Origin of the sequence: Rubellimicrobium thermophilum DSM 16684 (assembly GCF_000442315.1) — a bacterium.
Taxonomy (GTDB): Bacteria; Pseudomonadota; Alphaproteobacteria; order Rhodobacterales; family Rhodobacteraceae; genus Rubellimicrobium; species Rubellimicrobium thermophilum.
The window spans coordinates 42,383-62,671 of sequence record NZ_KE557321.1 but is presented as its reverse complement, the minus strand read 5'-3'; the positions used below and the strand labels follow the sequence as shown (position 1 = coordinate 62,671).

At 72.3% G+C, this 20,289-nt stretch carries 18 protein-coding genes and 4 pseudogenes; 15 read left to right on the top strand and 7 right to left on the bottom strand.

Annotation, left to right across the window (positions count from 1 at the left end; genetic code table 11):
- Positions 1 to 230: 230 nt before the first annotated feature.
- Together dgcA and RUTHE_RS08090 are read left to right on the top strand one after the other, a co-directional pair.
- Positions 231 to 1,197 (top strand): annotated as a pseudogene (dgcA, locus tag RUTHE_RS08095) (N-acetyl-D-Glu racemase DgcA).
- Positions 1,198 to 1,212: 15 nt separating this feature from the next.
- Positions 1,213 to 2,077 (top strand): annotated as a pseudogene (locus tag RUTHE_RS08090) (D-amino-acid transaminase).
- 35 nt (positions 2,078 to 2,112) lie between these two features.
- On the opposite strand, the gene RUTHE_RS17000 reads toward RUTHE_RS08090, so the two are convergent.
- From RUTHE_RS17000 to RUTHE_RS08075, 3 genes are all read right to left on the bottom strand, one after another.
- Positions 2,113 to 2,352 (bottom strand): hypothetical protein, encoded by a 240-nt coding sequence (locus tag RUTHE_RS17000; RefSeq protein ID WP_040645516.1) that lies wholly within the window; start codon positions 2,350 to 2,352, stop codon positions 2,113 to 2,115.
- A 186-nt stretch (positions 2,353 to 2,538) separates the two neighbouring features.
- Entirely contained in the window at positions 2,539 to 2,892 is a 354-nt protein-coding gene (locus RUTHE_RS08080) for a DUF1244 domain-containing protein (protein WP_021097878.1), read from the bottom strand.
- Between the two features lie 57 nt (positions 2,893 to 2,949).
- Complete coding sequence (locus RUTHE_RS08075) at positions 2,950 to 3,618, bottom strand: N-formylglutamate amidohydrolase (protein WP_021097877.1); 669 nt, start codon at positions 3,616 to 3,618, stop codon at positions 2,950 to 2,952.
- A gap of 232 nt (positions 3,619 to 3,850) precedes the next feature.
- Here RUTHE_RS08075 and pyk point away from each other — a divergent pair, with 232 nt between their 5' ends.
- From pyk to rplT, 4 genes are all read left to right on the top strand, one after another.
- Positions 3,851 to 5,299, top strand: coding sequence for a pyruvate kinase (gene pyk / locus RUTHE_RS08070; protein WP_021097875.1), 1,449 nt, complete (start codon positions 3,851 to 3,853; stop codon positions 5,297 to 5,299).
- A 48-nt stretch (positions 5,300 to 5,347) separates the two neighbouring features.
- Positions 5,348 to 5,569 (top strand): hypothetical protein, encoded by a 222-nt coding sequence (locus RUTHE_RS08065; RefSeq protein ID WP_021097874.1) that lies wholly within the window; start codon positions 5,348 to 5,350, stop codon positions 5,567 to 5,569.
- Positions 5,570 to 5,792: 223 nt separating this feature from the next.
- Entirely contained in the window at positions 5,793 to 5,993 is a 201-nt protein-coding gene (gene rpmI / locus RUTHE_RS08060; RefSeq protein ID WP_021097873.1) for a 50S ribosomal protein L35, read from the top strand.
- 13 nt (positions 5,994 to 6,006) lie between these two features.
- Positions 6,007 to 6,369 carry a 50S ribosomal protein L20 gene (gene rplT / locus RUTHE_RS08055; RefSeq protein WP_021097872.1) on the top strand — a complete coding sequence of 121 codons (363 nt, stop codon included), beginning with the start codon at positions 6,007 to 6,009 and terminating at the stop codon, positions 6,367 to 6,369.
- 60 nt (positions 6,370 to 6,429) lie between these two features.
- Here the strand turns inward: rplT and RUTHE_RS08050 are convergent, their stop codons facing one another.
- Complete coding sequence (locus RUTHE_RS08050; protein WP_021097871.1) at positions 6,430 to 6,891, bottom strand: hypothetical protein; 462 nt, start codon at positions 6,889 to 6,891, stop codon at positions 6,430 to 6,432.
- A gap of 362 nt (positions 6,892 to 7,253) precedes the next feature.
- Here RUTHE_RS08050 and pheS point away from each other — a divergent pair, with 362 nt between their 5' ends.
- The 4 genes and pseudogenes from pheS to RUTHE_RS08030 all read left to right on the top strand — a co-directional run bounded on the left by pheS (position 7,254) and on the right by RUTHE_RS08030 (position 11,824).
- On the top strand, positions 7,254 to 8,321 hold the full coding sequence (gene pheS / locus RUTHE_RS08045) for a phenylalanine--tRNA ligase subunit alpha (RefSeq protein WP_021097870.1): 1,068 nt from the start codon (positions 7,254 to 7,256) through the stop codon (positions 8,319 to 8,321).
- 69 nt (positions 8,322 to 8,390) lie between these two features.
- A pseudogene (gene pheT, locus RUTHE_RS08040) lies at positions 8,391 to 10,788 on the top strand (phenylalanine--tRNA ligase subunit beta).
- 190 nt (positions 10,789 to 10,978) lie between these two features.
- Positions 10,979 to 11,443, top strand: a complete 465-nt coding sequence (gene mscL / locus RUTHE_RS08035) for a large conductance mechanosensitive channel protein MscL (protein WP_021097867.1) — start codon at positions 10,979 to 10,981, stop codon at positions 11,441 to 11,443.
- A gap of 162 nt (positions 11,444 to 11,605) precedes the next feature.
- Positions 11,606 to 11,824, top strand: coding sequence for a DUF378 domain-containing protein (locus tag RUTHE_RS08030; RefSeq protein WP_084465044.1), 219 nt, complete (start codon positions 11,606 to 11,608; stop codon positions 11,822 to 11,824).
- A gap of 58 nt (positions 11,825 to 11,882) precedes the next feature.
- Here RUTHE_RS08030 and ald read toward each other — a convergent pair whose 3' ends face one another.
- Positions 11,883 to 12,998, bottom strand: a complete 1,116-nt coding sequence (gene ald / locus RUTHE_RS08025) for an alanine dehydrogenase (RefSeq protein WP_021097865.1) — start codon at positions 12,996 to 12,998, stop codon at positions 11,883 to 11,885.
- Positions 12,999 to 13,144: 146 nt separating this feature from the next.
- On the opposite strand from ald, the gene RUTHE_RS08020 reads away from it, so the two are divergent.
- Entirely contained in the window at positions 13,145 to 13,603 is a 459-nt protein-coding gene (locus RUTHE_RS08020; protein WP_021097864.1) for an Lrp/AsnC family transcriptional regulator, read from the top strand.
- 48 nt (positions 13,604 to 13,651) lie between these two features.
- Here the strand turns inward: RUTHE_RS08020 and RUTHE_RS08015 are convergent, their stop codons facing one another.
- Positions 13,652 to 14,227, bottom strand: coding sequence for a TlpA disulfide reductase family protein (locus RUTHE_RS08015; protein ID WP_021097863.1), 576 nt, complete (start codon positions 14,225 to 14,227; stop codon positions 13,652 to 13,654).
- A 20-nt stretch (positions 14,228 to 14,247) separates the two neighbouring features.
- Between RUTHE_RS08015 and argH the strand changes: the two genes are divergently transcribed.
- The 4 genes from argH to RUTHE_RS08000 all read left to right on the top strand — a co-directional run bounded on the left by argH (position 14,248) and on the right by RUTHE_RS08000 (position 19,614).
- On the top strand, positions 14,248 to 15,657 hold the full coding sequence (argH, locus tag RUTHE_RS08010; RefSeq protein ID WP_021097862.1) for an argininosuccinate lyase: 1,410 nt from the start codon (positions 14,248 to 14,250) through the stop codon (positions 15,655 to 15,657).
- 98 nt (positions 15,658 to 15,755) lie between these two features.
- On the top strand, positions 15,756 to 17,021 hold the full coding sequence (lysA, locus tag RUTHE_RS08005) for a diaminopimelate decarboxylase (RefSeq protein ID WP_021097861.1): 1,266 nt from the start codon (positions 15,756 to 15,758) through the stop codon (positions 17,019 to 17,021).
- Positions 17,012 to 17,926: a DUF4175 family protein gene (locus tag RUTHE_RS18270; RefSeq protein ID WP_021097860.1), complete on the top strand. Its 915-nt coding sequence runs from the start codon at positions 17,012 to 17,014 to the stop codon at positions 17,924 to 17,926. Before lysA ends, RUTHE_RS18270 begins: the two co-directional genes overlap by 10 nt.
- Positions 17,923 to 19,614 carry a DUF4175 domain-containing protein gene (locus tag RUTHE_RS08000; RefSeq protein WP_021097859.1) on the top strand — a complete coding sequence of 564 codons (1,692 nt, stop codon included), beginning with the start codon at positions 17,923 to 17,925 and terminating at the stop codon, positions 19,612 to 19,614. The genes RUTHE_RS18270 and RUTHE_RS08000 overlap by 4 nt, the downstream gene beginning before the upstream one ends.
- Positions 19,615 to 19,678: 64 nt before the next feature.
- On the opposite strand, the pseudogene RUTHE_RS16655 reads toward RUTHE_RS08000, so the two are convergent.
- A pseudogene (locus tag RUTHE_RS16655) lies at positions 19,679 to 20,289 on the bottom strand (hypothetical protein); the annotation flags it as partial.

Sequence of the window (20,289 nt, the reverse complement as noted above, 5' to 3'; positions counted from 1 at the left end):
CGGGGCCGGCGGCGCGGCAGGCAGCGCGAACCGGTCCACGGGGACATCCCCGATCGCCTCGTCGGCGCCGAGCTCGATCAGCCAGTCGAGCGCCGCGCGCGCGGCGAAAGGGTCGGCGAAGCGGTCCATCCCTGTGATCCTAGCGCGAAGCCGGGCCGGACGTCACGGGGATGGCTGGCCCCGGCCCGGCCGATGCCCTAGAGGGGGCGGGGCCGGAGGGGAGGATCGGGATGGGCCTTGTCGCGAGGATCGAGGATCTGCCGCTGGCGCGGCCCTTCGTCATCAGCCGCGGCGCGCGGACCCATGCCCGGGTCGTCGTCGCCACGCTGCGGCGCGGCGGCTTTACCGGGCGGGGCGAAGGCGTGCCCTATTCCCGCCATGGCGAGACGGCCGAGGCGGTTGCCGCCGCCATCGCGGCCCTGCCCGAGGACATCACGCACGAGGCGCTGGCGGATCTCCTGCCGCCGGGGGCGGCACGCAATGCCGCCGATTGCGCGCTTTGGGACTGGGAAAGCCGGCAGACCGGGCAGCGGGTCTGGGAGCTGGCCGGGCTGCCCGCCCCGCGCCCCGTCACGAGCTGCGTGACGCTCTCGCTCGAGGCGCCCGAGGCGATGGAGGCGCGCGCCCGCGACGAGGGCTGGCGGCCGCTGCTCAAGGTCAAGCTCGGCACGCCGGACGACCTGCCCCGTCTGCGCGCGGTGCGGCGGGGGGCGCCGGCGGCGCGGCTGATCGTCGATGCCAACGAGGGCTGGCGCGTCGAGGACTGGCTCGCGCTGGCCCCGGAGCTGGCGGCGCTGGGGGTGGAGCTGGTCGAACAGCCCCTGCCTGCGGGGCAGGACGAGGCCCTGCGCGGCCTGCCGCGGCCGGTGCCGGTCTGCGCCGACGAATCGGTGCATACGCGGGCCGATCTGCCGCGTCTGGCGGGGCTTTACGATGCGGTGAACATCAAGCTCGACAAGGCGGGGGGGCTGACCGAGGCCCTGGCCCTGCGCGAGGCGGCGCGCGCCGGCGGATTCCGGGTGATGGTCGGCTGCATGCTGGGCAGCTCGCTGGCCATGGCGCCGGCGCTGCTGCTGGCGCAGGGGGCGGGACTGGGTGGACCTTGACGGGCCGCTATGGCTCGCGCAGGACCGACCCGACGGCCTGCGCATCGAGGGCTCGACGATCCATCCGCCAGAGCAGGCGCTGTGGGGCTGAAGGAAGGGGAGAGAGATGGGCCGTATCGTCCATGTCAACGGGGACTGGCTGCCGGAGGCGGAGGCGAAGGTGTCGGTCTTCGACCGCGGCTTCCTGATGGCCGATGGCGTCTATGAGGTCACGAGCGTGCTCGACGGGCGGCTTGTGGATTTCGCGGGGCACATGGCGCGGCTGCGCCGGTCCCTGGAGGCGCTGGCGATGCCTTCTCCGGGGGACGATGCGCAGCTGCTGGCGCTGCATCGCGAGGCGGTGGCGCGCAACGGGGTGACCGAAGGGATGGTCTATTGCCAGGTCACCCGCGGCGCCCCCCCGGACCGCGATTTCGTCTGGCCCGGCGCCGAGGTGGCGCCGACGCTGGTGCTGTTCACGCAGGACAAGCCGGGGCTGGCGGCGGGCGGCGCGGCGGCCCGCGACGGGATCAGCGTGGTGACGATCCCGGACCTGCGCTGGGCGCGCCGCGACATCAAGACGGTGCAGCTTCTCTATCCGTCCTGGGGCAAGATGATCGCGAAGGGCCGGGGGGCCGACGATGCCTGGATGGGTCGAGGACGGCCATGTGACCGAGGGCACCTCGAACAATGCCTGGATCGTGACGGGCGGGCGCATCGTCACCCGCCATCTGGGCGAGGAGATCCTGGCCGGCATCACGCGCGAGGCGGTTCTGGCCTGTGCGGCCGAGGCGCAGATGGTGGTGGAGGAGCGTCCCTTCACCCCTGCGGAGGCTCTGGCCGCGGAGGAGGCCTTTGTCACCTCGGCCACGACCTTTGTCCTGCCGGTGGTGCGCATCGACGGCCAGCCCGTGGGCGCGGGGGTCCCCGGTCCCATCGCGCGGCGTCTGCGCGAGCTGTATGTGGAGCGGGCGCGGGCGCGGGCGATCTGAGGGCCCGCCGCCCTGTGCAGGGGGCCCTGCCGGGGTCAGGCTGCGCGGCGGAGGGCGATGCGGTCATCGGCCGGGGCGGTCCCGGCCGTGCAGGGCTCCTCGCGGGGATCGGCGGCCCGGAGTTCGGCCAGCAGACCGTCGAACATCCCCTCCTGCCGGGCGAGGGCCGCGGCGATGGCGGCCTCCTCCTGCCGCTGGCGGCGCCGTGCGATCGCCGGCCGATCGGGGCCAGGACAGGAATGGAACGCAGGAACAGGTCGATCGTCATCATGCACCTCGGGGAGGGGGGGGGGAGGAAAGGTTGCGCCCCTCTACAGGGACAGGGGTGCAGGATTGTGTCAAATTTCCGGCAGGATTGTCCCGATGGGCGGTCAGCACGGGCCAGGAGGGGCGGAATTGTTGCAGAGGCGGGGCCGGTCGGGTCCGGGCGGGCTCCGGGATGCGAATCGGAGGCGGGGCCTTCAGCGCGGCGGCTGTCCCCCGGCGCCGTCTCCTTCGCCGCCGGTCCCGTGGCCCCCGCTCTCGTGCAGGGCGCGTGCGAAGGCGGCCTTCTGTTCGGGCGTGGCCTCGCGCTGATACCGGGCGGTCCATTCGGCATAGGGCATGCCGTAGAACATCTCCCGCGCCTCCTCCTTCGAGAGGGCGATGCCGCGTTCGGCGGCGGCCTCCTGCATCCAGCGGCTCAGGCAGTTGCGGCAGAAGCCGGCGAGGGTCATCAGGTCGATGTTCTGCACATCGGGGCGGGCCTCGATCAGATGGGCGCGCAGGGCGCGGAAGGCGGCGGCCTCGATCTCTGTGCGGGTGCGGTCGTCCATCGGCGGATCTCTCCCTGTCAGGTGCCTGTCCTGAACTGGGACGCCCCGCGCGCCTCCTCAAGGGCGGCGGCCAGATGGGGGGGCGAGGCGGGCGGCCCATTCCTCCTGTCCGGCGGGATCGGCGATCAGGTCCTGGCGCAGCTCGATCAGGACATTGAGCCGCCCCGGTCGCAGGGCGTGACGGTCGATCGAATCGCCGGGCAGATGGCCGGAATAGGGCTGGTTGTCGCCGATGACGAGGTCCGTTTCGGCGGCGAGGCGGCGCAGCAGCGGCCGCGCGAGGCGCCCGTCCCGATGGGAATGGAGGACGGCGACATGCCAGGGCCGCGGCGGGCGGCCGCGCAGGCGGGGGGTGAAGCTGTGGACGGCGCAGATCGCCTCGCGCCCGGCGGCGAGGCAGGCCAGGGCGGCATGATAGGGGCGGTAGAGGCGATCGAGCCGTTCGCCGAGGGCGGCGGCGTCGAGATGGCGATTGGCGGGAATCACGGTGCCGTCATAGAGGCGCATGACGAGGGTCGGATCCTCCTCGCCCCGGTTGGGATCGATGACGAGGCGCGAGAAGCGCGACAGGATGGCCGGGCTGTCCAGACGGCGCGCCAGCGCGCGCGCCAGACCCGCCGCGCCGATATCCCAGGCGATGTGGCGGCCCATCTCCTCGGGCGGCAGGCCGAGATCGCCCCCCGCGACCCAGGCCGGCACGGCATTCGAGGCGTGATCGCAGGTCACGAGCCAGGGCCGGGGGCCTCCGGCCGGACGATCTCGAAGGCTTCGGCGGTGACGTCCGGGGCCGGGGATCGTCCGATGCGGGCGGCATGCTGCGGAGAGGTCATGGGGGGTCTTCCGGTCCGGTCTGGGGCGCGAAGGGCTCTAGGACAGTTGCCCGCAGAAGGAAACCGCGTCATAAGCGCGCCGCGGGCCCGGGAGCGCTAACGGGGGCCCGGCAGCCCCGGAGCAACCCATGCGACGTCATCGCAAGATCAAGATCGTGGCCACCCTCGGCCCGGCCTCCTCCACCCGCGAGATGATCCATGCGCTGTTCATGGCCGGCGCCGATGTGTTCCGCCTGAACATGAGCCACGGATCGCATGAGGATGTGGCGGCCCGCCACCGCGCCATCCGCGAGGTCGAGGCGGAGGTGCGCAATCCCATCGGCATCCTGGCCGACCTGCAGGGACCGAAGCTGCGCGTGGGCGAGTTCGGCGAGGGGGGAGAGGTGCTGCTCGAGGCCGGACAGGCCTTCCGGCTCGATCTCGATCCCGCGCCGGGGGACCGCAACCGCGTGCAGCTTCCGCATCGCGAGATCTTCGATGCGCTGGAACCCGGGGCCTCGCTGCTCATCAATGACGGCAAGGTGCGGCTCAAGGTCCTCTCCTGCGGGGCCGATTTCGCCGACTGCACGGTGACGGTGGGCGGCGTGGTCTCGAACCGCAAGGGGGTGAACGTCCCCGATGTCGTGCTGCCGCTGGCCGCCCTGTCCGAGAAGGACCGGCGCGACCTGGAATTCGTCTGCGATCTGGGGGTGGACTGGGTGGCGCTGTCCTTTGTCCAGCGCCCGGCCGACATCGAGGAGGCCCGGCGGCTGGTCCGCGGGCGGGCGGCGGTCCTCGCCAAGATCGAGAAGCCGGCGGCCGTGAAGGCCTTCGACGAGATCCTCGCGGTCTCGGACGGGATCATGGTGGCGCGCGGCGATCTGGGCGTGGAACTGCCGGTGCAGAATGTGCCGCCGATCCAGAAGCGCCTGGTGCGCAAGTGCCGCGCCGCCGCCAAGCCGGTGATCGTCGCCACCCAGATGCTCGAGAGCATGATCGAGAGCCCGGTGCCCACCCGGGCCGAGGTCTCGGATGTGGCGACCGCGATCTACGAGGGGGCGGATGCGGTGATGCTGTCGGCCGAATCGGCCGCCGGCCGCTACCCCAAGGAGGCCGTGGCGACGATGGATGCCGTGGCGCGCGAGGTCGAGAGCGATCCGACCTATGTCCAGATCATCGAATCCTCGCGCAGTGCCGAGCGGCGCACCGTGGCCGACGGCATCGTGGCCGCCGCGCGCGAGATCGCCGAGACGACGCATGTGAAGGCCATCGCCTGCTTCTCCGAATCGGGGACGACGGCCCTGCTGACCGCGCGCGAGAGGACGCGGGTGCCGATCCTTGCCCTGACCTCGCGCGAGAGCACGGCGCGGCGGCTCTGCCTGAGCTGGGGCGTCGATCCGGTGGTGGCCGAGCCGGTGGACCGCTTCAAGATGGCGGTGGTCGCCGCCATCCGCGAGGCGGTGGCGCAGGACTATGCCACGCCGAAGGACCGCATCATCGTCGTCGCCGGCGTGCCCTTCAACACGCCGGGCAGCACCAACATCCTGCGTGTCGCCCCCTGCGAGGAACGTTTGATCTTCGAGGGCGAACCGGAATAGCCTGCCTGACAGGCGGTCCCGGCCGCCCGGAGGAGAGGCAGCGGAGGCATGGATACCGATCTGGTCTTCGTGGCGGGGATCCTGCTGCTGGTGCTGGGCTTTCCTGCCCTGGTCTCGGCCATGGCCGACGGGCGGCGGCCGCGGGGGGGCGATGCTGCTCGGGCTGCTGGCGGGGGCCTGGTGATGCTGGCGGTCTGGCAGAGGCCCGGCCATTATGCCCTGCGGGACATCCCGGACATCATCCTGCATGTGATCGGCCGGCTGCTCTGACCGTGCTGCCATGGCCACGCTGCGGCCTGCCCCGGGATCCGGCGGCGCGGCGGGGGGTGCGCGGCGGGGAGGGCGCGGCGGGGGTCTTGTCAGGGGCGGCGGGGGTGCGCGGCGGGGGTCTTGTCAGGGGCGGCGGAGCAGGTTATCCGGCGCCTTCCTTCACCGGCGCGGGCTGGCCCCGGTGGCATCGCCTTGCCCGCGCGCAACGCCGCAGGAGCGAAGCATGCCCAAGATGAAGACCAAGTCCGGCGCCAAGAAGCGCTTTCGCATGACGGCCACGGGCCTTGTCCGGGCGGGACAGGCCGGCAAGCGGCACGGGATGATCAAGCGGACGAACAAGTTCATCCGCCAGGCGCGGGGGACGACGATCCTGTCCGATCAGGACGCCCGGATCGTCCGGATCTACATGCCCTACGACCGCTGAGAGGAGGTCCCCGATGTCCCGCACCAAGACCGGCCCCGTCACCCATCGCCGCCACAAGAAGGTCCTCGAGCAGGCGAAGGGCTATTTCGACCGCCGCTCGCGCACCTTCAAGGTGGCCCGGCAGGCGGTGGACAAGGCCAACCAGTATGCGACCCGCGACCGCCGCGCCCGCAAGCGCGATTTCCGCGCGCTGTGGATCCAGCGCATCAACGCGGCCGCGCGCGCCTTCGACCCCTCGCTCACCTATTCGCGCTTCATCAACGGCCTGGCCCGGGCCGGCATCGAGGTGGACCGCAAGGTGCTGGCCGATCTGGCCGTGCACGAGCCCGAGGCCTTCAACGCCATCGCCGGCAAGGCGCGCGACGCGCTTCGCTGACCGCGCGGCCGGGGATCGCAGAACCCTCACCGGGCGCGGCGCCGCGGGGCCGCGCCCTTGTCATGCCGGGCCCGTGCCGGTGTCGGACGGCTGTCCCGGGCAGCGCGGCCGGTCGCGGAGGCGGTCGCGGAGGCGGTCGGCGCCGCCGGGATGGCGGTCTGCCGACAATGCGGCGGGGGCGTCCGTTCCGTGTTCGAGAAGCCAGCCGCGCAGCGCGTCCCAGATCGCCTCGGGCGTGACGGGCGCCGGCCCTGTCCGGTCCAGCACGGCCTGAAGACGCAGGCGCAGATCCGCCGGCACGGCATCGGGCCAGCCGGAGACATTGTCCCGCGGCTGCTGCCAGTCGGGGGCGAGGCGCGGATCGGCATGGCGCAGCGCGGGCAGGCGCCGCCGCCGTGTCGTGCCCGGGGACAGGCCCTGGGGCAGGATCCGGCCCTGCGGGGCGGCGGCAGGCAGGAGGATGTGGTCTTCCTCTGACCCGTCTTCACCCCGTCTTCGCTGCGCAGGCCGAACAGGCAGCACAGCGCCGCGCTGCCGAAGATCCCGGCCGCGCCCCCCAGCGCATAGGCCAGGGCCGCCACGCCGCCCCCTGCCCCGAGAAGGACGGCCACCCCCCCGGCCAGCAGGGCCGCCCCGGCACCGGCGATCAGATGGAGGATCAGCATGCTCCGCCTCTGCAGCGCGGGCCGGGGCCTTCTGCCCCGGGGACCGCAGCATCCGACAGAAGATCTAGGGCATCAGGGCGCCGTCTTCAACCTGAGGTTGAACAATCTTCCGGGACAATCGCGCCTTGCGTTTCCGGCCGCGAAACGCCGGGCCATCGGCGGCTTGCATGCCCGCCGGGGCGGCGCTAACCGGAAGCGCCTTTGCGGGAGAATGCGACGATGGACGATCTTCGGGAGCGGTGGCTCGGGCGGGTCGCTGAGGCGGCGGACGAGGCGGCGCTTGAGGAGGTCCGCATCGCGGCTCTGGGCAAGAAGGGGGAGATCACGCTGCGCATGCGCGAGCTGGGCGGCATGGCCCCGGAGGAGCGGCTGCGCGTGGCGCCGGTCCTCAATGCCCTGCGCGACGAGCTGGCTGCGGCGATCGCCGCGCGCCGGGCCGCGTTCCGGGATGCCGCTCTCGAGGCGCGGCTGCGCGAGGAGTGGATCGATGTCTCGCTGCCGGCCCGGCCGCGGCGTGCCGGGACGATCCATCCCGTCAGCCAGGTGACCGAGGAGATCGTCCTCATCTTCGCCGAGATGGGCTTTGCCGTGGCCGAAGGGCCGCAGGTCGAGGACGACTGGCACAATTTCGATGCCCTCAACATCGCGCCCGACCATCCCGCCCGTCAGGAGCACGACACCTTCTACATGGCGCGGGCCGCCGGCGACGCCCGCCCGCCGCATGTGCTGCGCACCCATACCTCGCCGGTGCAGATCCGCGCCATGCAGGAGCGCGGCGCCCCCCTGCGGGTGATCGCGCCGGGCCGCGTGTTCCGGGCCGATTACGACCAGACCCACAGCCCGATGTTCCATCAGGTCGAGGGGCTGGCCATCGACCGCGACGTGACCATGGCCCAGCTCAAATGGACGCTGGAGGAATTCCTCAAGGCCTTCTTCGAGGTGGAGGCCATCGACCTGCGCTTTCGCGCCAGCCATTTCCCCTTCACCGAGCCGTCGGCCGAGGTGGACATGCGCTGTTCCTGGAAGGACGGTGTGCTGAAGGTCGGCGAGGGCGATGGCTGGATGGAGATCCTCGGGTCCGGCATGGTCCATCCGCGGGTGCTGACGGCGGCGGGGCTGGATCCCGCACAATGGCAGGGCTTTGCCTTCGGCATGGGCATCGACCGTCTGGCGATGCTGAAATACGGCATCCCGGATCTGCGCGCCTTCTTCGAAAGCGATCTGCGCTGGCTGCGCCATTACGGCTTTGGCGCGCTGGAGGTGCCGTCCCTGGCGGCGGGGCTGTGAGGGCCATGTCCTTGTCCGCGTCCGCCCCCCCGCCCCAACACGCCCATCCCTCGTGAAGGCCGTCTGCGCATGAAGTTCACCCTTTCCTGGCTCAAGGACCATCTCGAGACCGAGGCCACCGCCGCGGAGATCGCCGAGGCGCTGACCGATCTGGGGCTCGAGGTCGAGTCCCTCTCGGACCCGGCCGCGGCGCTGGCGCCCTTCACGCTGGCGAAGGTGCTCCATGCCGAGAAGCATCCCGATGCCGACCGTCTCCGCGTCTGCCGCGTGCTGACCGACGAGGGCGAGAAGCAGATCGTCTGCGGCGCCCCCAATGCCCGGGCCGGCATCACCGTCGTCCTGGCCAAGCCGGGCAGCCACATCCCGGGTCTGGGCACGACCATCGGCGTCGGGCGGATCCGCGGCGTCGAGAGCTTCGGCATGATGGCCTCGGAGCGCGAGATGGGCCTGTCGGACGAGCATGAGGGCATCATCGAGCTGCCCCATGGCGAGGTGGGCGAACGCTTTGTCGACTGGCTGCGCGCCCATCGCCCGGCCGCCGTGGACCCCGTCATCGAGATCAAGGTCACCCCCAACCGCCCCGATGCCCTGGGCGTGCGCGGCATCGCGCGGGATCTGGCCGCGCGCGGCCTGGGGCGGCTGAAGCCCCTGCCCCCCCGTGACGATCCCGCAAGAGGGCGAACAGCCCGTCCCCGTCACCCTCGATCCCGCGCTCGAGGGCGGCTGCCCCCTCTTCGCCGCCCGCCTGATCCGCGGCGTGCGCAACGGCCCCTCGCCGGCCTGGATGCAGGCGCGGCTGCGTGCCATCGGGCTGCGGCCCATCTCGCTGCTGGTGGATGTCACCAACTATCTCACCCATGATCTGGCCCGGCCGCTGCATGTCTTCGATGCCGCCCGCCTGACGGGCGGCCTGACCGTGCGCCCCGCGCGCGAGGGGGAGAGGCTGCGCGCCCTCGACGGGAAGGACTACGTCCTCTCGCCCCGCCACATGGTCATCGCCGACGAGACCGGCCCGCAGAGCCTTGCGGGGATCATGGGCGGGCTCGACAGTGGGGTGACCGAAGGGACGGTCGATGTCCTGGTCGAATCGGCACTCTGGGATCCGGTCCGCATCGCCCGGACAGGGCGCGAGCTGCGCATCCTCTCGGATGCCCGCTACCGCTTCGAACGCGGCGTGGACCCGGCCCTGACGCGCGAGGGGCTGGACCGTGCCGTGGCGCTGATCCTCGAATACGGGGGCGGACAGGCCACGGCGATGTCCGTGGCCGGGGCCGAACCGGACACCGCCCGGGCCTACCGTTTCGATCCCGCGCGGCTGAGGACCCTGGTCGGGATGGATCTGCCCGAGGCCGAGCAGCGCCGCATCCTCGAGGCGCTGGGCTTCCGGATCGAGGGGGAGATGGCGCATGTCCCCTCCTGGCGGCCCGACATCCTGGGCGAGGCCGATCTTGTGGAGGAGGTGGCGCGCGTGGCCTCGCTCTCGCGGCTCGAGGGCGTGCCGCTGCCCCGTCGCGGGCCGGCGATCCCGCGGCCCGTCCTGACGCGCGATCAGCGCCGCCTGTCGGCCGCACGCCGCGCCATGGCCTCGATCGGCTATGACGAATGCGTGACCTATGCCTTCATCGACGAGACCGCGGCGGCGCTGTTCGGCGGCGGCGGGGACCGGGGGCGGATCGACAACCCCATCGCCGCGGATCTGTCGCATCTGCGCCCCTCGCTCCTGCCGGGGCTGCTGCGGGCAGCGGCGCGCAATCAGGCGCGGGGATTCATGGATCTCGCGCTGTTCGAGGCCTCGGAAACCTTCCACGGCGCCGAACCCGGCGAGCAGCGGACGGAGGTGGCGGGGCTTCTCGTCGGCCGGGCCGCGCAGAAGGGCGTGCACGGGGCCGCCCGCCCCTGGGATGTCTTCGACGCCAAGGGCGATCTCGAAGCCGTTCTGGCCGCGCTGGGGGCGCCTTCGCGGCTCATGCTGCGGCGCGAGGGCAGCCCCTGGTGGCATCCCGGCCGGCATGGCGTGATGACGCTGGGCCCCAAGGTCGTCCTGGCCGAGTTCGGCGAGATCCATCCGCGCATCCTGCAGGCGCTGGATGTGAAGGGGCCGGCCGTGGCCTTCACGCTCTGGCCGGCGGCGCTGCCGGCCCCGCGCAGCGCGGGCCGGACGCGCCCGCGGCTCGAGATGTCGGAGTTCCAGCCTGTCGAGCGCGACTTCGCCTTTGTCGTGGACGAGGGCGTGGAGGCGCAGGCCCTGCTGCGGGCGGCCGAAGGCGCGGACAAGGCCCTCATCGCCGGCGTGCGCATCTTCGATGTCTTCCGCGGCGGCACCCTGCCCGCGGGGTCCAAGAGCGTCGCCCTCACCGTGCGGCTCGAACCGAAGGACGGCACCCTGACCGAGGCCGAGATCGCCCGCGTCGCCGAGGCCGTGATCGAGAAGGTCTCGCGCGCGACGGGGGCCCGCCTGCGGAGCTGAGCACGGGACACAGGGAGAGGGGGGAAGCCGGTCCCGGCCGCAGGCCGGCGATCCGTTCCCCTGCCCCGCCCCCCTGCGTCTGGGCGCCCGGCCCTGCGGCCGGGCGAAGGGGCCGCGATCATTCCGCTGGCCCCGGATCGGTCCGCGCGGCAAGGATGGCGCTGTGGCCCAATGTCACCGGAGCAGGCACATGATCAGGGAATTCCGCGACTTCATTGCCAAGGGCAATGTGATGGATCTCGCCGTGGGGATCATCATCGGCGCCGCCTTCACCGCCATCGTCAACAGCCTTGTGGCCGACATCATCAACCCGGTCATCGGGCTGATCATCGGCGGAGTGGATTTTTCCAATCTCTACTGGGTGATGTCGGGGACGGTCCCGGAGGGAGCCGGGCTTCAGACGGCCCGGGATTCGGGCGCGGCGGTCTTTGCCTATGGCGCCTTCGTCACCGCTGTCATCAACTTCCTCATCATCGCCTTCGTCGTGTTCCTGCTGGTCAAGGCGGTCAACCGCATCAAGGATGCGACGATGCGCAAGGAGCAGGCCGTGCCCGGGGCCCCGGCCGGCCCCACGCAGGAGGAGCTGCTGACCCAGATCCGCGACCTTCTCGCGGCGCGGGGCACGGGCGGTCATCCCATGACCCCTGCCGGCTGAGCGGGGCTGCAAATCACGAACGAGTGATCCGCAGGGCCGAACCGGCCCTCTCCCCTTGCGCGGAAATCCGCCGATCACGACATGTTTTCGGCAACAATCCGCCGCTTCCCGGCCGGGCGGATCGCTCCCACCCCGGCGGGCGCGGCCCGAGCGAAGGAGGAGATGATGTCTGTCCTGCGCTGGATCGCCCTGATCCTTCTGATCGTGGGCGGGCTGAACTGGGGTCTGGTGGGCCTGTTCGGCTTCAACCTTGTCAACGCGATCTTTGGCGCGGTGCCGCTGATCGAACGGCTGATCTATGTCGTGGTGGGCGCTGCGGCGGTCCTGCTGGCCGTCCTGCCCGAGACCTGGCGCCGCCCCGGCACAGCGGCGCATGCCTGATCCGGACTGATCGGGGCCTCCTGCCGGCAGGAGGCCCCTTGGCCCGTCGGCCGGCGCCTCAGCCGGCGATCGCGGCTTCGGCCGGGGTCAGCGGCAGGCCCAGCGCCTCGGCCACGGCGGGATGCGTCACCGCCCCGGCATGGACATTGAGGCCGGCGCGCAGATGGGGATCCTCGGCACAGGCCTGCCGCCAGCCCTTGTCCGCGAGGGCGAGGAGGAAGGGCAGCGTCGCATGGCCCAGCCCCTGCGTCGCGCTGCGCGCCACCGCCCCCGGCATGTTGGCGACGCAGTAATGGACGATGCCGTCCACCTCGTAGATCGGGTCCTGATGGGTCGTCGGGCGCGAGGTTTCGAAGCATCCGCCCTGGTCGATCGCCACATCCACCAGAACCGCCCCCGGCTGCATCCGGGCCAGATCGGCCCGCGTCACCAGCTTGGGCGCCGCGGCGCCGGGGATCAGCACGGCGCCGATGACCATGTCGGCCTCGGGCAGCAGCTCGAGGATCGCCTCGCGCGTGGAATAGCGCGTCGAGAGGCGCCCCATGAAGATGTCGTCGAGCCAGGCCAGCCGCGGCAGCGAACGGTCGAGCACGGTCACCTCGGCCCCCATGCCGACCGCGACCCGGGCGGCGGCCGCGCCGACCACCCCCCCGCCGATCACCACGACGCGGGCGGGCCGCACGCCGGGGATGCCGCCCATGAGGACCCCGCGCCCGCCATTGGCCTTCTGCAGCGCCCAGGCGCCCATCTGGGGGGCCAGTCGTCCGGCCACCTCGGACATCGGGGCCAGCAGCGGCAGGCCGCCGCGCGCATCCGTCACCGTCTCGTAGGCGATGCAGGTCGCGCCCGAGGCCATCAGATCGCGCGTCTGTTCCGGGTCCGGGGCGAGATGGAGATAGGTGAACAGCACCTGTCCCTTGCGCAGCCGTGCCCGTTCGGGCGCCTGCGGCTCCTTGACCTTGACGATCAGATCGGCGGTCTCCCAGACCTCCTCCACGCTGCCGAGCCGGGCCCCCGCCGCCTCATAGGCGGCATCGTCATAGCCCGCGCCGAGCCCGGCGCCGCGCTCCACGATCACCTCATGGCCATGGGCCACCGCCTCGCGCACGGCGGCCGGCACGAGCCCCACGCGGAATTCCTGCGGCTTGATTTCCTTCGGGCAACCGATGCGCATGGTCCCCTTCTCCCCTTGCGGTCCTGCGGATGACGCGCACTCTGCCCCCATCGCGGCGCACAGTCCCTGCAAAAAGCCCCTTGCCGCAGTGCGGAAATCAGGAAATTCTTGCATGGATTCTGCTTATGGAGAAAGGGCCTTGCACCATGCGCCTCGATGCCATCGACCGCCGCATTCTCGAGACGCTCCAGAAGCAGGGGCGGCTGTCCAATCAGGAGCTGAGCGAGCGGGTCGGCCTGTCGCCCTCGGCCTGCCATCGCCGCGTCCAGCGGCTCGAGGAGGAGGGGTATATCAAGGGCTATGTCGCGCTGCTCGATCCCCGGAAACTGGGCCGGACGACGGTCGTCTTCGTGGAGATCACCCTTTCGGGACAGGCCGATGAGGTGCTCGACGCCTTCGAGAAGGCCGTCGCCCGCGTGCCGGAGGTTCTCGAATGCCATCTGATGGCGGGGACGGCGGATTATCTCCTCAAGGTCGTGGCCGAGGATGTGGAGGATTTCGCCCGCATCCATCGCCGCTCCCTCGCCACCATTCCGGGCGTCACCGGCATCCAGTCGAGCTTTGCCCTGCGCACGGTGCGCCAGACCACCGCCCTGCCGGTCTGAGGCCGGAGGATCGCCCCTGCCGGCCCGCCGGGCGCGGGCGCGGCGGCCTCAGCCCCCGGAGATGCCATCCCCCGCGGCCACGGCGCGGATCAGGGCGACGGCCTCGGGCGAGGACCAGTCGGCATCGCCCAGAAGGCGCCCGATCTCCTGCCCGTCGCGGTTCAGGATCACCGTCACCGGCAGGCCCAGAACCCCCATGTCGCGGGCGAGGGCCTGGGACGGATCGCGCCAGAGCGGCAGGGCCTCTGCCCCCACCTCCTCGAGGAATCGCGCCATCGCGGCGGGATCGTTGCGGCCCGTGGCGATGGTGGCGATGCGCACCCCTTCGGGGCCAAGCGCCTCCTGCAGGGCGGCCAGCGTGGGCATCTCGGCCCGGCAGGGGGCGCACCAGGTGGCCCAGAAATTGACCACGACCACCGAACCGGCGAGATCGGCCAGCGTCATCGCCTCGCCGCTTTCCGTCTGGAAGGCCGTCGCGGACACGGGCTGGGGTTCGGGATGGATCACCATCTTCCGCATCTCCCCCTGAAGCAGGGGCAGGAGATTCCCCCCATCCTCGGCCCCCGCCGCGCTGGCGGCGAGCGCCGCTCCGGTGTAGAGGGCTGCCACGACAAGCCTGTTCATCTTCCATCCTCCGAGGGCGCATGACCGCACAGACCGACGGCGCGAGCGCGACATCCAACGCCATGTGGGGCGGGCGCTTCAGCGAGGCCCCGGACGCCCTGATGGAGGCGATCAACGCCTCCATCGCCTTCGACCGCCGCCTTGCGCGCCAGGATATCGCCGGCTCGCGCGCCCATGCGGCGATGCTGGCCGCCACGGGCATCCTTACCGATAGGGATGCCGAGGCGATCCGGGAAGGCCTCCTCACGATCCTGTCGGAGATCGAGACGGGAACCTTCCGCTTCGACAGCGCGCTCGAGGACATCCACATGAATGTGGAGGCCCGCCTGGCCGAGCTGATCGGCGAGCCGGCCAAGCGCCTGCACACGGCGCGCAGCCGCAACGATCAGGTGGCGACCGATTTCCGCCTCTGGGTGCGCGAGGCCTGCGACGAGGCCATCGCCGCGATCGAAGCGCTGATGCGCGCCCTCCTGGCCCAGGCCGAGGCGGGGGCGGACTGGGTCATGCCCGGTTTCACCCATCTGCAATCGGCCCAGCCCGTCACCTGGGGCCATCACATGATGGCCTATGTGGAGATGTTCGCCCGCGACCGCGGCCGCTTTGCCGATGCGCGCAGGCGGATGAACGAATGCCCCCTGGGGGCGGCGGCCCTGGCCGGGACATCCTTCCCCATCGACCGCGACATGACCGCCGCGGCGCTCGGCTTCGACCGGCCGATGGCCAATTCCATCGATGCCGTCTCGGACCGCGATTTCGCGCTCGAATATCTCGCCGCGGCCTCGATCTGCGCCGTGCATCTGTCGCGCCTGGCCGAAGAGCTGGTGATCTGGTCCACGGCGCAGTTCCGCTTCGTCCGCCTGTCGGACCGCTGGACCACGGGCAGCAGCATCATGCCGCAGAAGCGCAACCCCGATGCGGCCGAGCTGGTGCGCGCCAAGACGGGCCGCGTGCTGGGCGCCTCGGTCGGGCTGCTGACGGTGATGAAGGGCCTGCCGCTGGCCTATTCCAAGGACATGCAGGAGGACAAGGAACGCGTCTTCGACGCCGCCGATGCGCTGTCGCTGTCGCTGGCGGCGATGACCGGCATGATGGCGGATCTTCGCGCGGATCCCGAACGGCTCGCGGCGGCGGCAGGGGCCGGCTTCGCCACGGCGACCGATCTGGCCGACTGGCTGGTGCGCGCCCTGAACCTGCCCTTTCGCGAGGCGCATCATGTGACGGGGGCTCTCGTGGCGCGGGCCGAGGCCGCAGGCCGCGATCTGGCCGATCTCCCCCTGGAGGAGATGCAGCAGATCCATCCCGGCATCACCGAAGCGGTCTTCGATGTGCTGGGCGTCGCGCAGTCGGTCGCCTCGCGCCGGTCCTATGGCGGAACCGCCCCCGAACGGGTGCGCGAACAGATCGCCCGCTGGCGGGCAGCCCTCGGATGAGCGTCAGGCTGCGCGCGGCGGGCGGCGCGGCGGACCCGGCTGGCGGACCGCCCGCCCTCTGCTAGAACACCGCGCACAAGGCAGGGAGCGACAGGCAGATGGATCATTTCCTCTACAGGGCAGGCCGGCTCTGGGCCGAGGATGTGCCGGTCGGGGAGATCGCCGAGACGGTGGGAACCCCCTTCTATCTCTATTCCTCGGCCACGCTGCGGCGCCATCTGCGCCTCTTTGCCGAGGCGCTGGCCTGGGGGCCGCATCTGGTCTGCTTCGCCGCCAAGGCGCTGGGCAATGTCGCGGTCCTGCGCCTTCTGGGCGAGGAAGGGGCCGGCGCCGATGTCGTCTCCGAAGGGGAATACCGTCGCGCCCGCGCCGCCGGCATCCCCGGCGAGAGGATCGTCTTCTCGGGCGTGGGCAAGACGCGGACCGAGATGCGCACGGCCCTCTCGGGCGGCATCCGGCAGTTCAACATCGAGAGCGAGCCGGAGATGCGGGCCCTGTCGGAGGTGGCCGTCTCGCTCGGCCGGGAGGCCCCGGTCGCGATCCGCATCAACCCCGATGTGGACGCCCGGACCCATGCCAAGATCGCCACCGGCGGCGGCGAGACCAAGTTCGGCATCCCCCTCTCCCGCGCGCGGGAGGCCTATCGGACGGCCGCCGCGCTGCCGGGGCTGCGGGTCGTGGGGGTGGATGTCCATATCGGCTCGCAGCTCACCGAGCTGGCGCCCTTCGAGGCCGCCTATCGCAAGATCGCCGACCTGACCGCCCTGCTGCGGGCGGACGGACATGACATCCGGGTGCTCGATCTGGGCGGGGGGCTCGGCATTCCCTACACGCGCTCCAACCAGGTGCCGCCGCTGCCGGCCGAATACGGCGAGATGGTCCGCCGCACGGTCGGCGGGCTCGGCTGCGAGGTGGTGATCGAGCCGGGGCGCCTCGTGGCCGGCAATGCGGGGCTGCTCGTCGCCCGGGTCATCTATGTCAAGGACGGCGAGGGGCGGCGTTTCCTGATCCTCGATGCGGGCATGAACGATCTCGTCCGCCCCGCCCTCTATGAGGCCCATCACGACATCGTCCCGGTGGCCGAGCCGGCGCCCGACGCCCCCCTGCAGCCCTTTGACGTGGTCGGCCCGGTCTGCGAGACCGGCGACATCTTCGCCCGCGCGCGCCTCCTGCCGCCGCTGGCGGAGGGCGATCTGGTCGCCTTCCGCTCGGCCGGGGCCTATGGGGCGGTGATGGCCTCGGAATACAACAGCCGCCCTCTGGTGCCCGAGGTGCTGGTGCAGCGGGATCAATTCGCCGTCATCCGCGCCAGACCCAGCTTTGACGAGCTGATCGCCCGCGATAGCATCCCGCCATGGCTGTGACGCCCCCGCCGCTGCCCGGCACCCCTTCCCCCGAAGAGCCGGCCCTGCCGCCCGCGGCACGCCGGGCGCTGCGGCTCACCCGGGCGGGGATGGCGGCAGAGCGCGCCGTCCGTGCCTTCTGGCCGCTCTGGGTGGCGGTGGCGGGAACGCTGGCCGCGCTGACGACCGGCTGGCAGGCGACGCTGCCGCTCGAGGCCGTCTGGGGCCTGTCGGTGGGCGCCGCGCTGGCCGCCGGCGCCGCACTGGCCTGGGGGATCCGGTGCTTCCGCTGGCCGGGGCGGGACGAGGCGCTGGCCCGGCTCGATGCGACGATGCCCGGCCGCCCCCTGGCCGCCCTGGCCGATGATCAGGCCGTGGGCCGCGACGATCCGGCCTCGCGCGCGGTCTGGACGGCGCATCGGGCGCGGATGGCCGAACGGGCGCAGGCCGCCAGGGCCCCGGCCCCCGATCTGCGCCTGGCCGCCCGCGATCCCTACGGCCTGCGCTACATGGCCCTGATCCTGCTGGCCGCAGGGCTTCTGTTCGGACAGGGCTGGCGGGCGCTGGAGGGCCTGCCGGGCAGCGGGACAGCCGGGGGCGGGGCCCTGGCCCAGGGACCGGTCTGGGAAGGCTGGATCCAGCCCCCCGCCTATACGGGCCGGCCGTCGCTCTACCTCGCCGATCTGCCGCCGGGTCCGGTCGAGCTGCCCGAGGGCAGCCGCATCACCATCCGCCTCTATGGCGAGGTCGGCGCGCTCGCCCTCGACGAGACGGTCTCGGCCCGCACCGGCGAGGTGGAGCCCGCCACCGCGCCCCAGCAGAGCTTTGCCGTGGTGCAGGACGGCACGCTGGCCATCCGCGGCCCCGGCGGCGCCGAATGGCAGCTGCGGGTGATTCCCGATGCCCCCCCCCACCCGTGGAGATGACCGGCCCCGTCGAAGCCGACGGACAGGGCCGGATGAGCCAGCCCTTTGCCGCCCGCGACGATTACGGCGTGATGGCGGGCCGGGCGATCATGACGCTCGACCTCGCCGCGGTGGAGCGGGTCCATGGCCTGGCCGTCGAACCGGACCCGCGCGAGCCGCTGCGGATCGATCTGCCGATGCCCTTCGGGGGCGACAGGTCGGATTTCGAGGATGTGCTGGTCGAGGATCTCTCGCAGCATCCCTTCGCCAATCTGCCGGTCACGATCACGCTGACGGTCACCGATGCCGCCGGGCAGGACGGATCCTCGCCCCCCGAGGCCATCATCCTGCCGGGACGGCGCTTCTTCCAGCCGGTCGCGCGTGCCCTCATCGAACAGCGGCGGGACCTGCTGTGGTCGCGGGCCAATGCCCCGCGCGTGCTCGGGATCCTGCGCGCCATCGCCCACCGGCCCGAGGAGCTGTTCCCCGACCGCGCGCTCTATCTGCGCCTGAGCTACACCATCCGCCGCCTCGCCGCCGAGGCCGAGGCCCTCAGCCCCGAGCGTCAGGAGGAGATCGCCGCGGCGCTGTGGGATCTGGCGATCCAGCTCGAGGAGGGCACGCTGCGCGACGCGCGCGAGCGGCTCGAACGGGCGCAGGAGCGGCTGGCCGAGGCGATGCGCAACGGGGCCAGCCCCGAGGAGATCGCCGAGCTGATGCAGGAGCTGCGCGAGGCGACCGATCAATATCTCCGGATGCTGGCCCAGAACGCCGAGCCTGGCGAGGCCGGCGCCGATCAGCCGCAATCGGCGCAGGGCGAATCCCTGCCGATCACGCAGGACGAGATCCAGGCCCTCATGGATCGCATCCAGGAGCTGATGGAACAGGGCCGCATGGCCGAGGCGGCCGAGCTGATGGAGCAGCTCAACCGCCTGATGGAGAATCTGCGCGTCACGCAGGGCGAAGGGCAGGGCAACGGGCCGCCCCTGCCCGGCGAGCGCTCGATGCAGCAGCTCCAGGACAGCCTGCGCGACCAGCAGGCTCTGTCCGACGAGGCATTCCGCGACCTGCAGGAGCAGTTCCGGCCGGGCGGCGGCGGGTCGGGCGGCGAAGCCCGGCCGCCGGCCGAGGGGCAGCCGGGCGGGGAGACCCGGCCGGAGGGCAGCGGGCGCGAGGCCGGCGATCGGGGAGAGGCCGAAGGCAGCCTCGCCGACCGGCAGGAGGCCCTGCGCCGGGAGATCGAGCGCCAGCGGGGCGAGCTGCCGGGTCTGACCGGAGAGGCCGCCGATGCGGCGCGCGGCGCGCTCGAACGGGCCGAAGGGGCGATGGAGCAGGCCGAACAGGCCCTGCGAGAGGGGGACCTCTCCCGCGCCATCGACCGGCAGGCCGAGGCGATCGACGCCCTGCGCGAGGGCCTGCGCCATCTCGGCCGGGCGCTGGCCGAGAACGGCCGCCTGCCGCCGCCGGAGCAGCAGACGGCCGAAGGGGGCGAGGACGGACAGGGCCGCCCCGTTCCCGGCCGGCGCGACCCCCTGGGCCGGCAGCTCGGCGAGGGGGGAGATCTGGGCAGCGATCAGACGCTCGGCCCCACCGAGGATGTCTATCGCCGCGCCGAGGAACTTCTGGCCGAGATCCGCCGCCGCGCCGCCGAACAGGAGCGCCCGAAACACGAGCTCGACTATCTGCGCCGCCTGCTCGAACGCTTCTGACAGCAGGGCCGGTGACCGCCGGCCCGGGCCGGAGGGGCCGCGCGGGCGGCAGGCGGGCGGCGCGTCATTCGGCGGCGGGCAGGGGGATGGCGGGCGGTTCGACCTGGACCTGCGGCGGGGCCTCGGGTGCGGCAGAGAGCGTGGGGGTGGCGGATCCGGCGGCGGATCCGCTGGCGGCGCCCCCCTCGGGCGCCGTCCCCAGCGCCTCCAGAAGATCCCGCATCCGCTCGTCGAGCCAGCTCCGCGCTGCATCCACCGCGGCCACATAGGGCCGCAGGACCGGCACCGTCCAGGGCAGGGCCGAGGCGATGCGGGGGGCATAGACATAGGGCAGCGCCAGCAGCGCGGCGATCAGCAGGCCCCCCCCCAGGCCCAGACGGAAGCCGCGCCGGTCCGGAGCCGCCGCCCTGTCGGGCCGCGCGGCCGGGGCAGAGACGCGCAGAGAGGAGTTGATCTCCTCGATATCGGGGAGGCGGTCCCGGCGCGCGGCGGATGGGGCGGCGGCAGGGGCGGCGGCAGGGGCCATGACCGCCTCCCCCGGAAGGGGGGCCGTCTCGCCCCGCAGACGGGCGATGCGGCGGCGGGCCTCCTCTGCGCGCTGCCGTTCTGGCGCGGGCGGCGCAGCCGGGCCGGATGCGGAGGCCGGCGGGGCAGAGGGCGCCGCGGGCGGCGCAG

Coding starts and splice junctions, on each gene's coding strand:
- ald (WP_021097865.1), bottom strand. CDS start 12,998: ATGCGCATCGGTTGCCCGAAGGAAATCAAGCCGCAGGAATTCCGCGTG.
- mscL (WP_021097867.1), top strand. CDS start 10,979: ATGATCAGGGAATTCCGCGACTTCATTGCCAAGGGCAATGTGATGGAT.
- rpmI (WP_021097873.1), top strand. CDS start 5,793: ATGCCCAAGATGAAGACCAAGTCCGGCGCCAAGAAGCGCTTTCGCATG.
- pheS (WP_021097870.1), top strand. CDS start 7,254: ATGGACGATCTTCGGGAGCGGTGGCTCGGGCGGGTCGCTGAGGCGGCG.
- RUTHE_RS08080 (WP_021097878.1), bottom strand. CDS start 2,892: ATGGACGACCGCACCCGCACAGAGATCGAGGCCGCCGCCTTCCGCGCC.
- argH (WP_021097862.1), top strand. CDS start 14,248: ATGACCGCACAGACCGACGGCGCGAGCGCGACATCCAACGCCATGTGG.
- RUTHE_RS08015 (WP_021097863.1), bottom strand. CDS start 14,227: ATGAACAGGCTTGTCGTGGCAGCCCTCTACACCGGAGCGGCGCTCGCC.
- RUTHE_RS08020 (WP_021097864.1), top strand. CDS start 13,145: ATGCGCCTCGATGCCATCGACCGCCGCATTCTCGAGACGCTCCAGAAG.
- RUTHE_RS08065 (WP_021097874.1), top strand. CDS start 5,348: ATGGATACCGATCTGGTCTTCGTGGCGGGGATCCTGCTGCTGGTGCTG.
- RUTHE_RS08000 (WP_021097859.1), top strand. CDS start 17,923: ATGACCGGCCCCGTCGAAGCCGACGGACAGGGCCGGATGAGCCAGCCC.
- RUTHE_RS08030 (WP_084465044.1), top strand. CDS start 11,606: ATGATGTCTGTCCTGCGCTGGATCGCCCTGATCCTTCTGATCGTGGGC.
- pyk (WP_021097875.1), top strand. CDS start 3,851: ATGCGACGTCATCGCAAGATCAAGATCGTGGCCACCCTCGGCCCGGCC.
- rplT (WP_021097872.1), top strand. CDS start 6,007: ATGTCCCGCACCAAGACCGGCCCCGTCACCCATCGCCGCCACAAGAAG.
- lysA (WP_021097861.1), top strand. CDS start 15,756: ATGGATCATTTCCTCTACAGGGCAGGCCGGCTCTGGGCCGAGGATGTG.
- RUTHE_RS18270 (WP_021097860.1), top strand. CDS start 17,012: ATGGCTGTGACGCCCCCGCCGCTGCCCGGCACCCCTTCCCCCGAAGAG.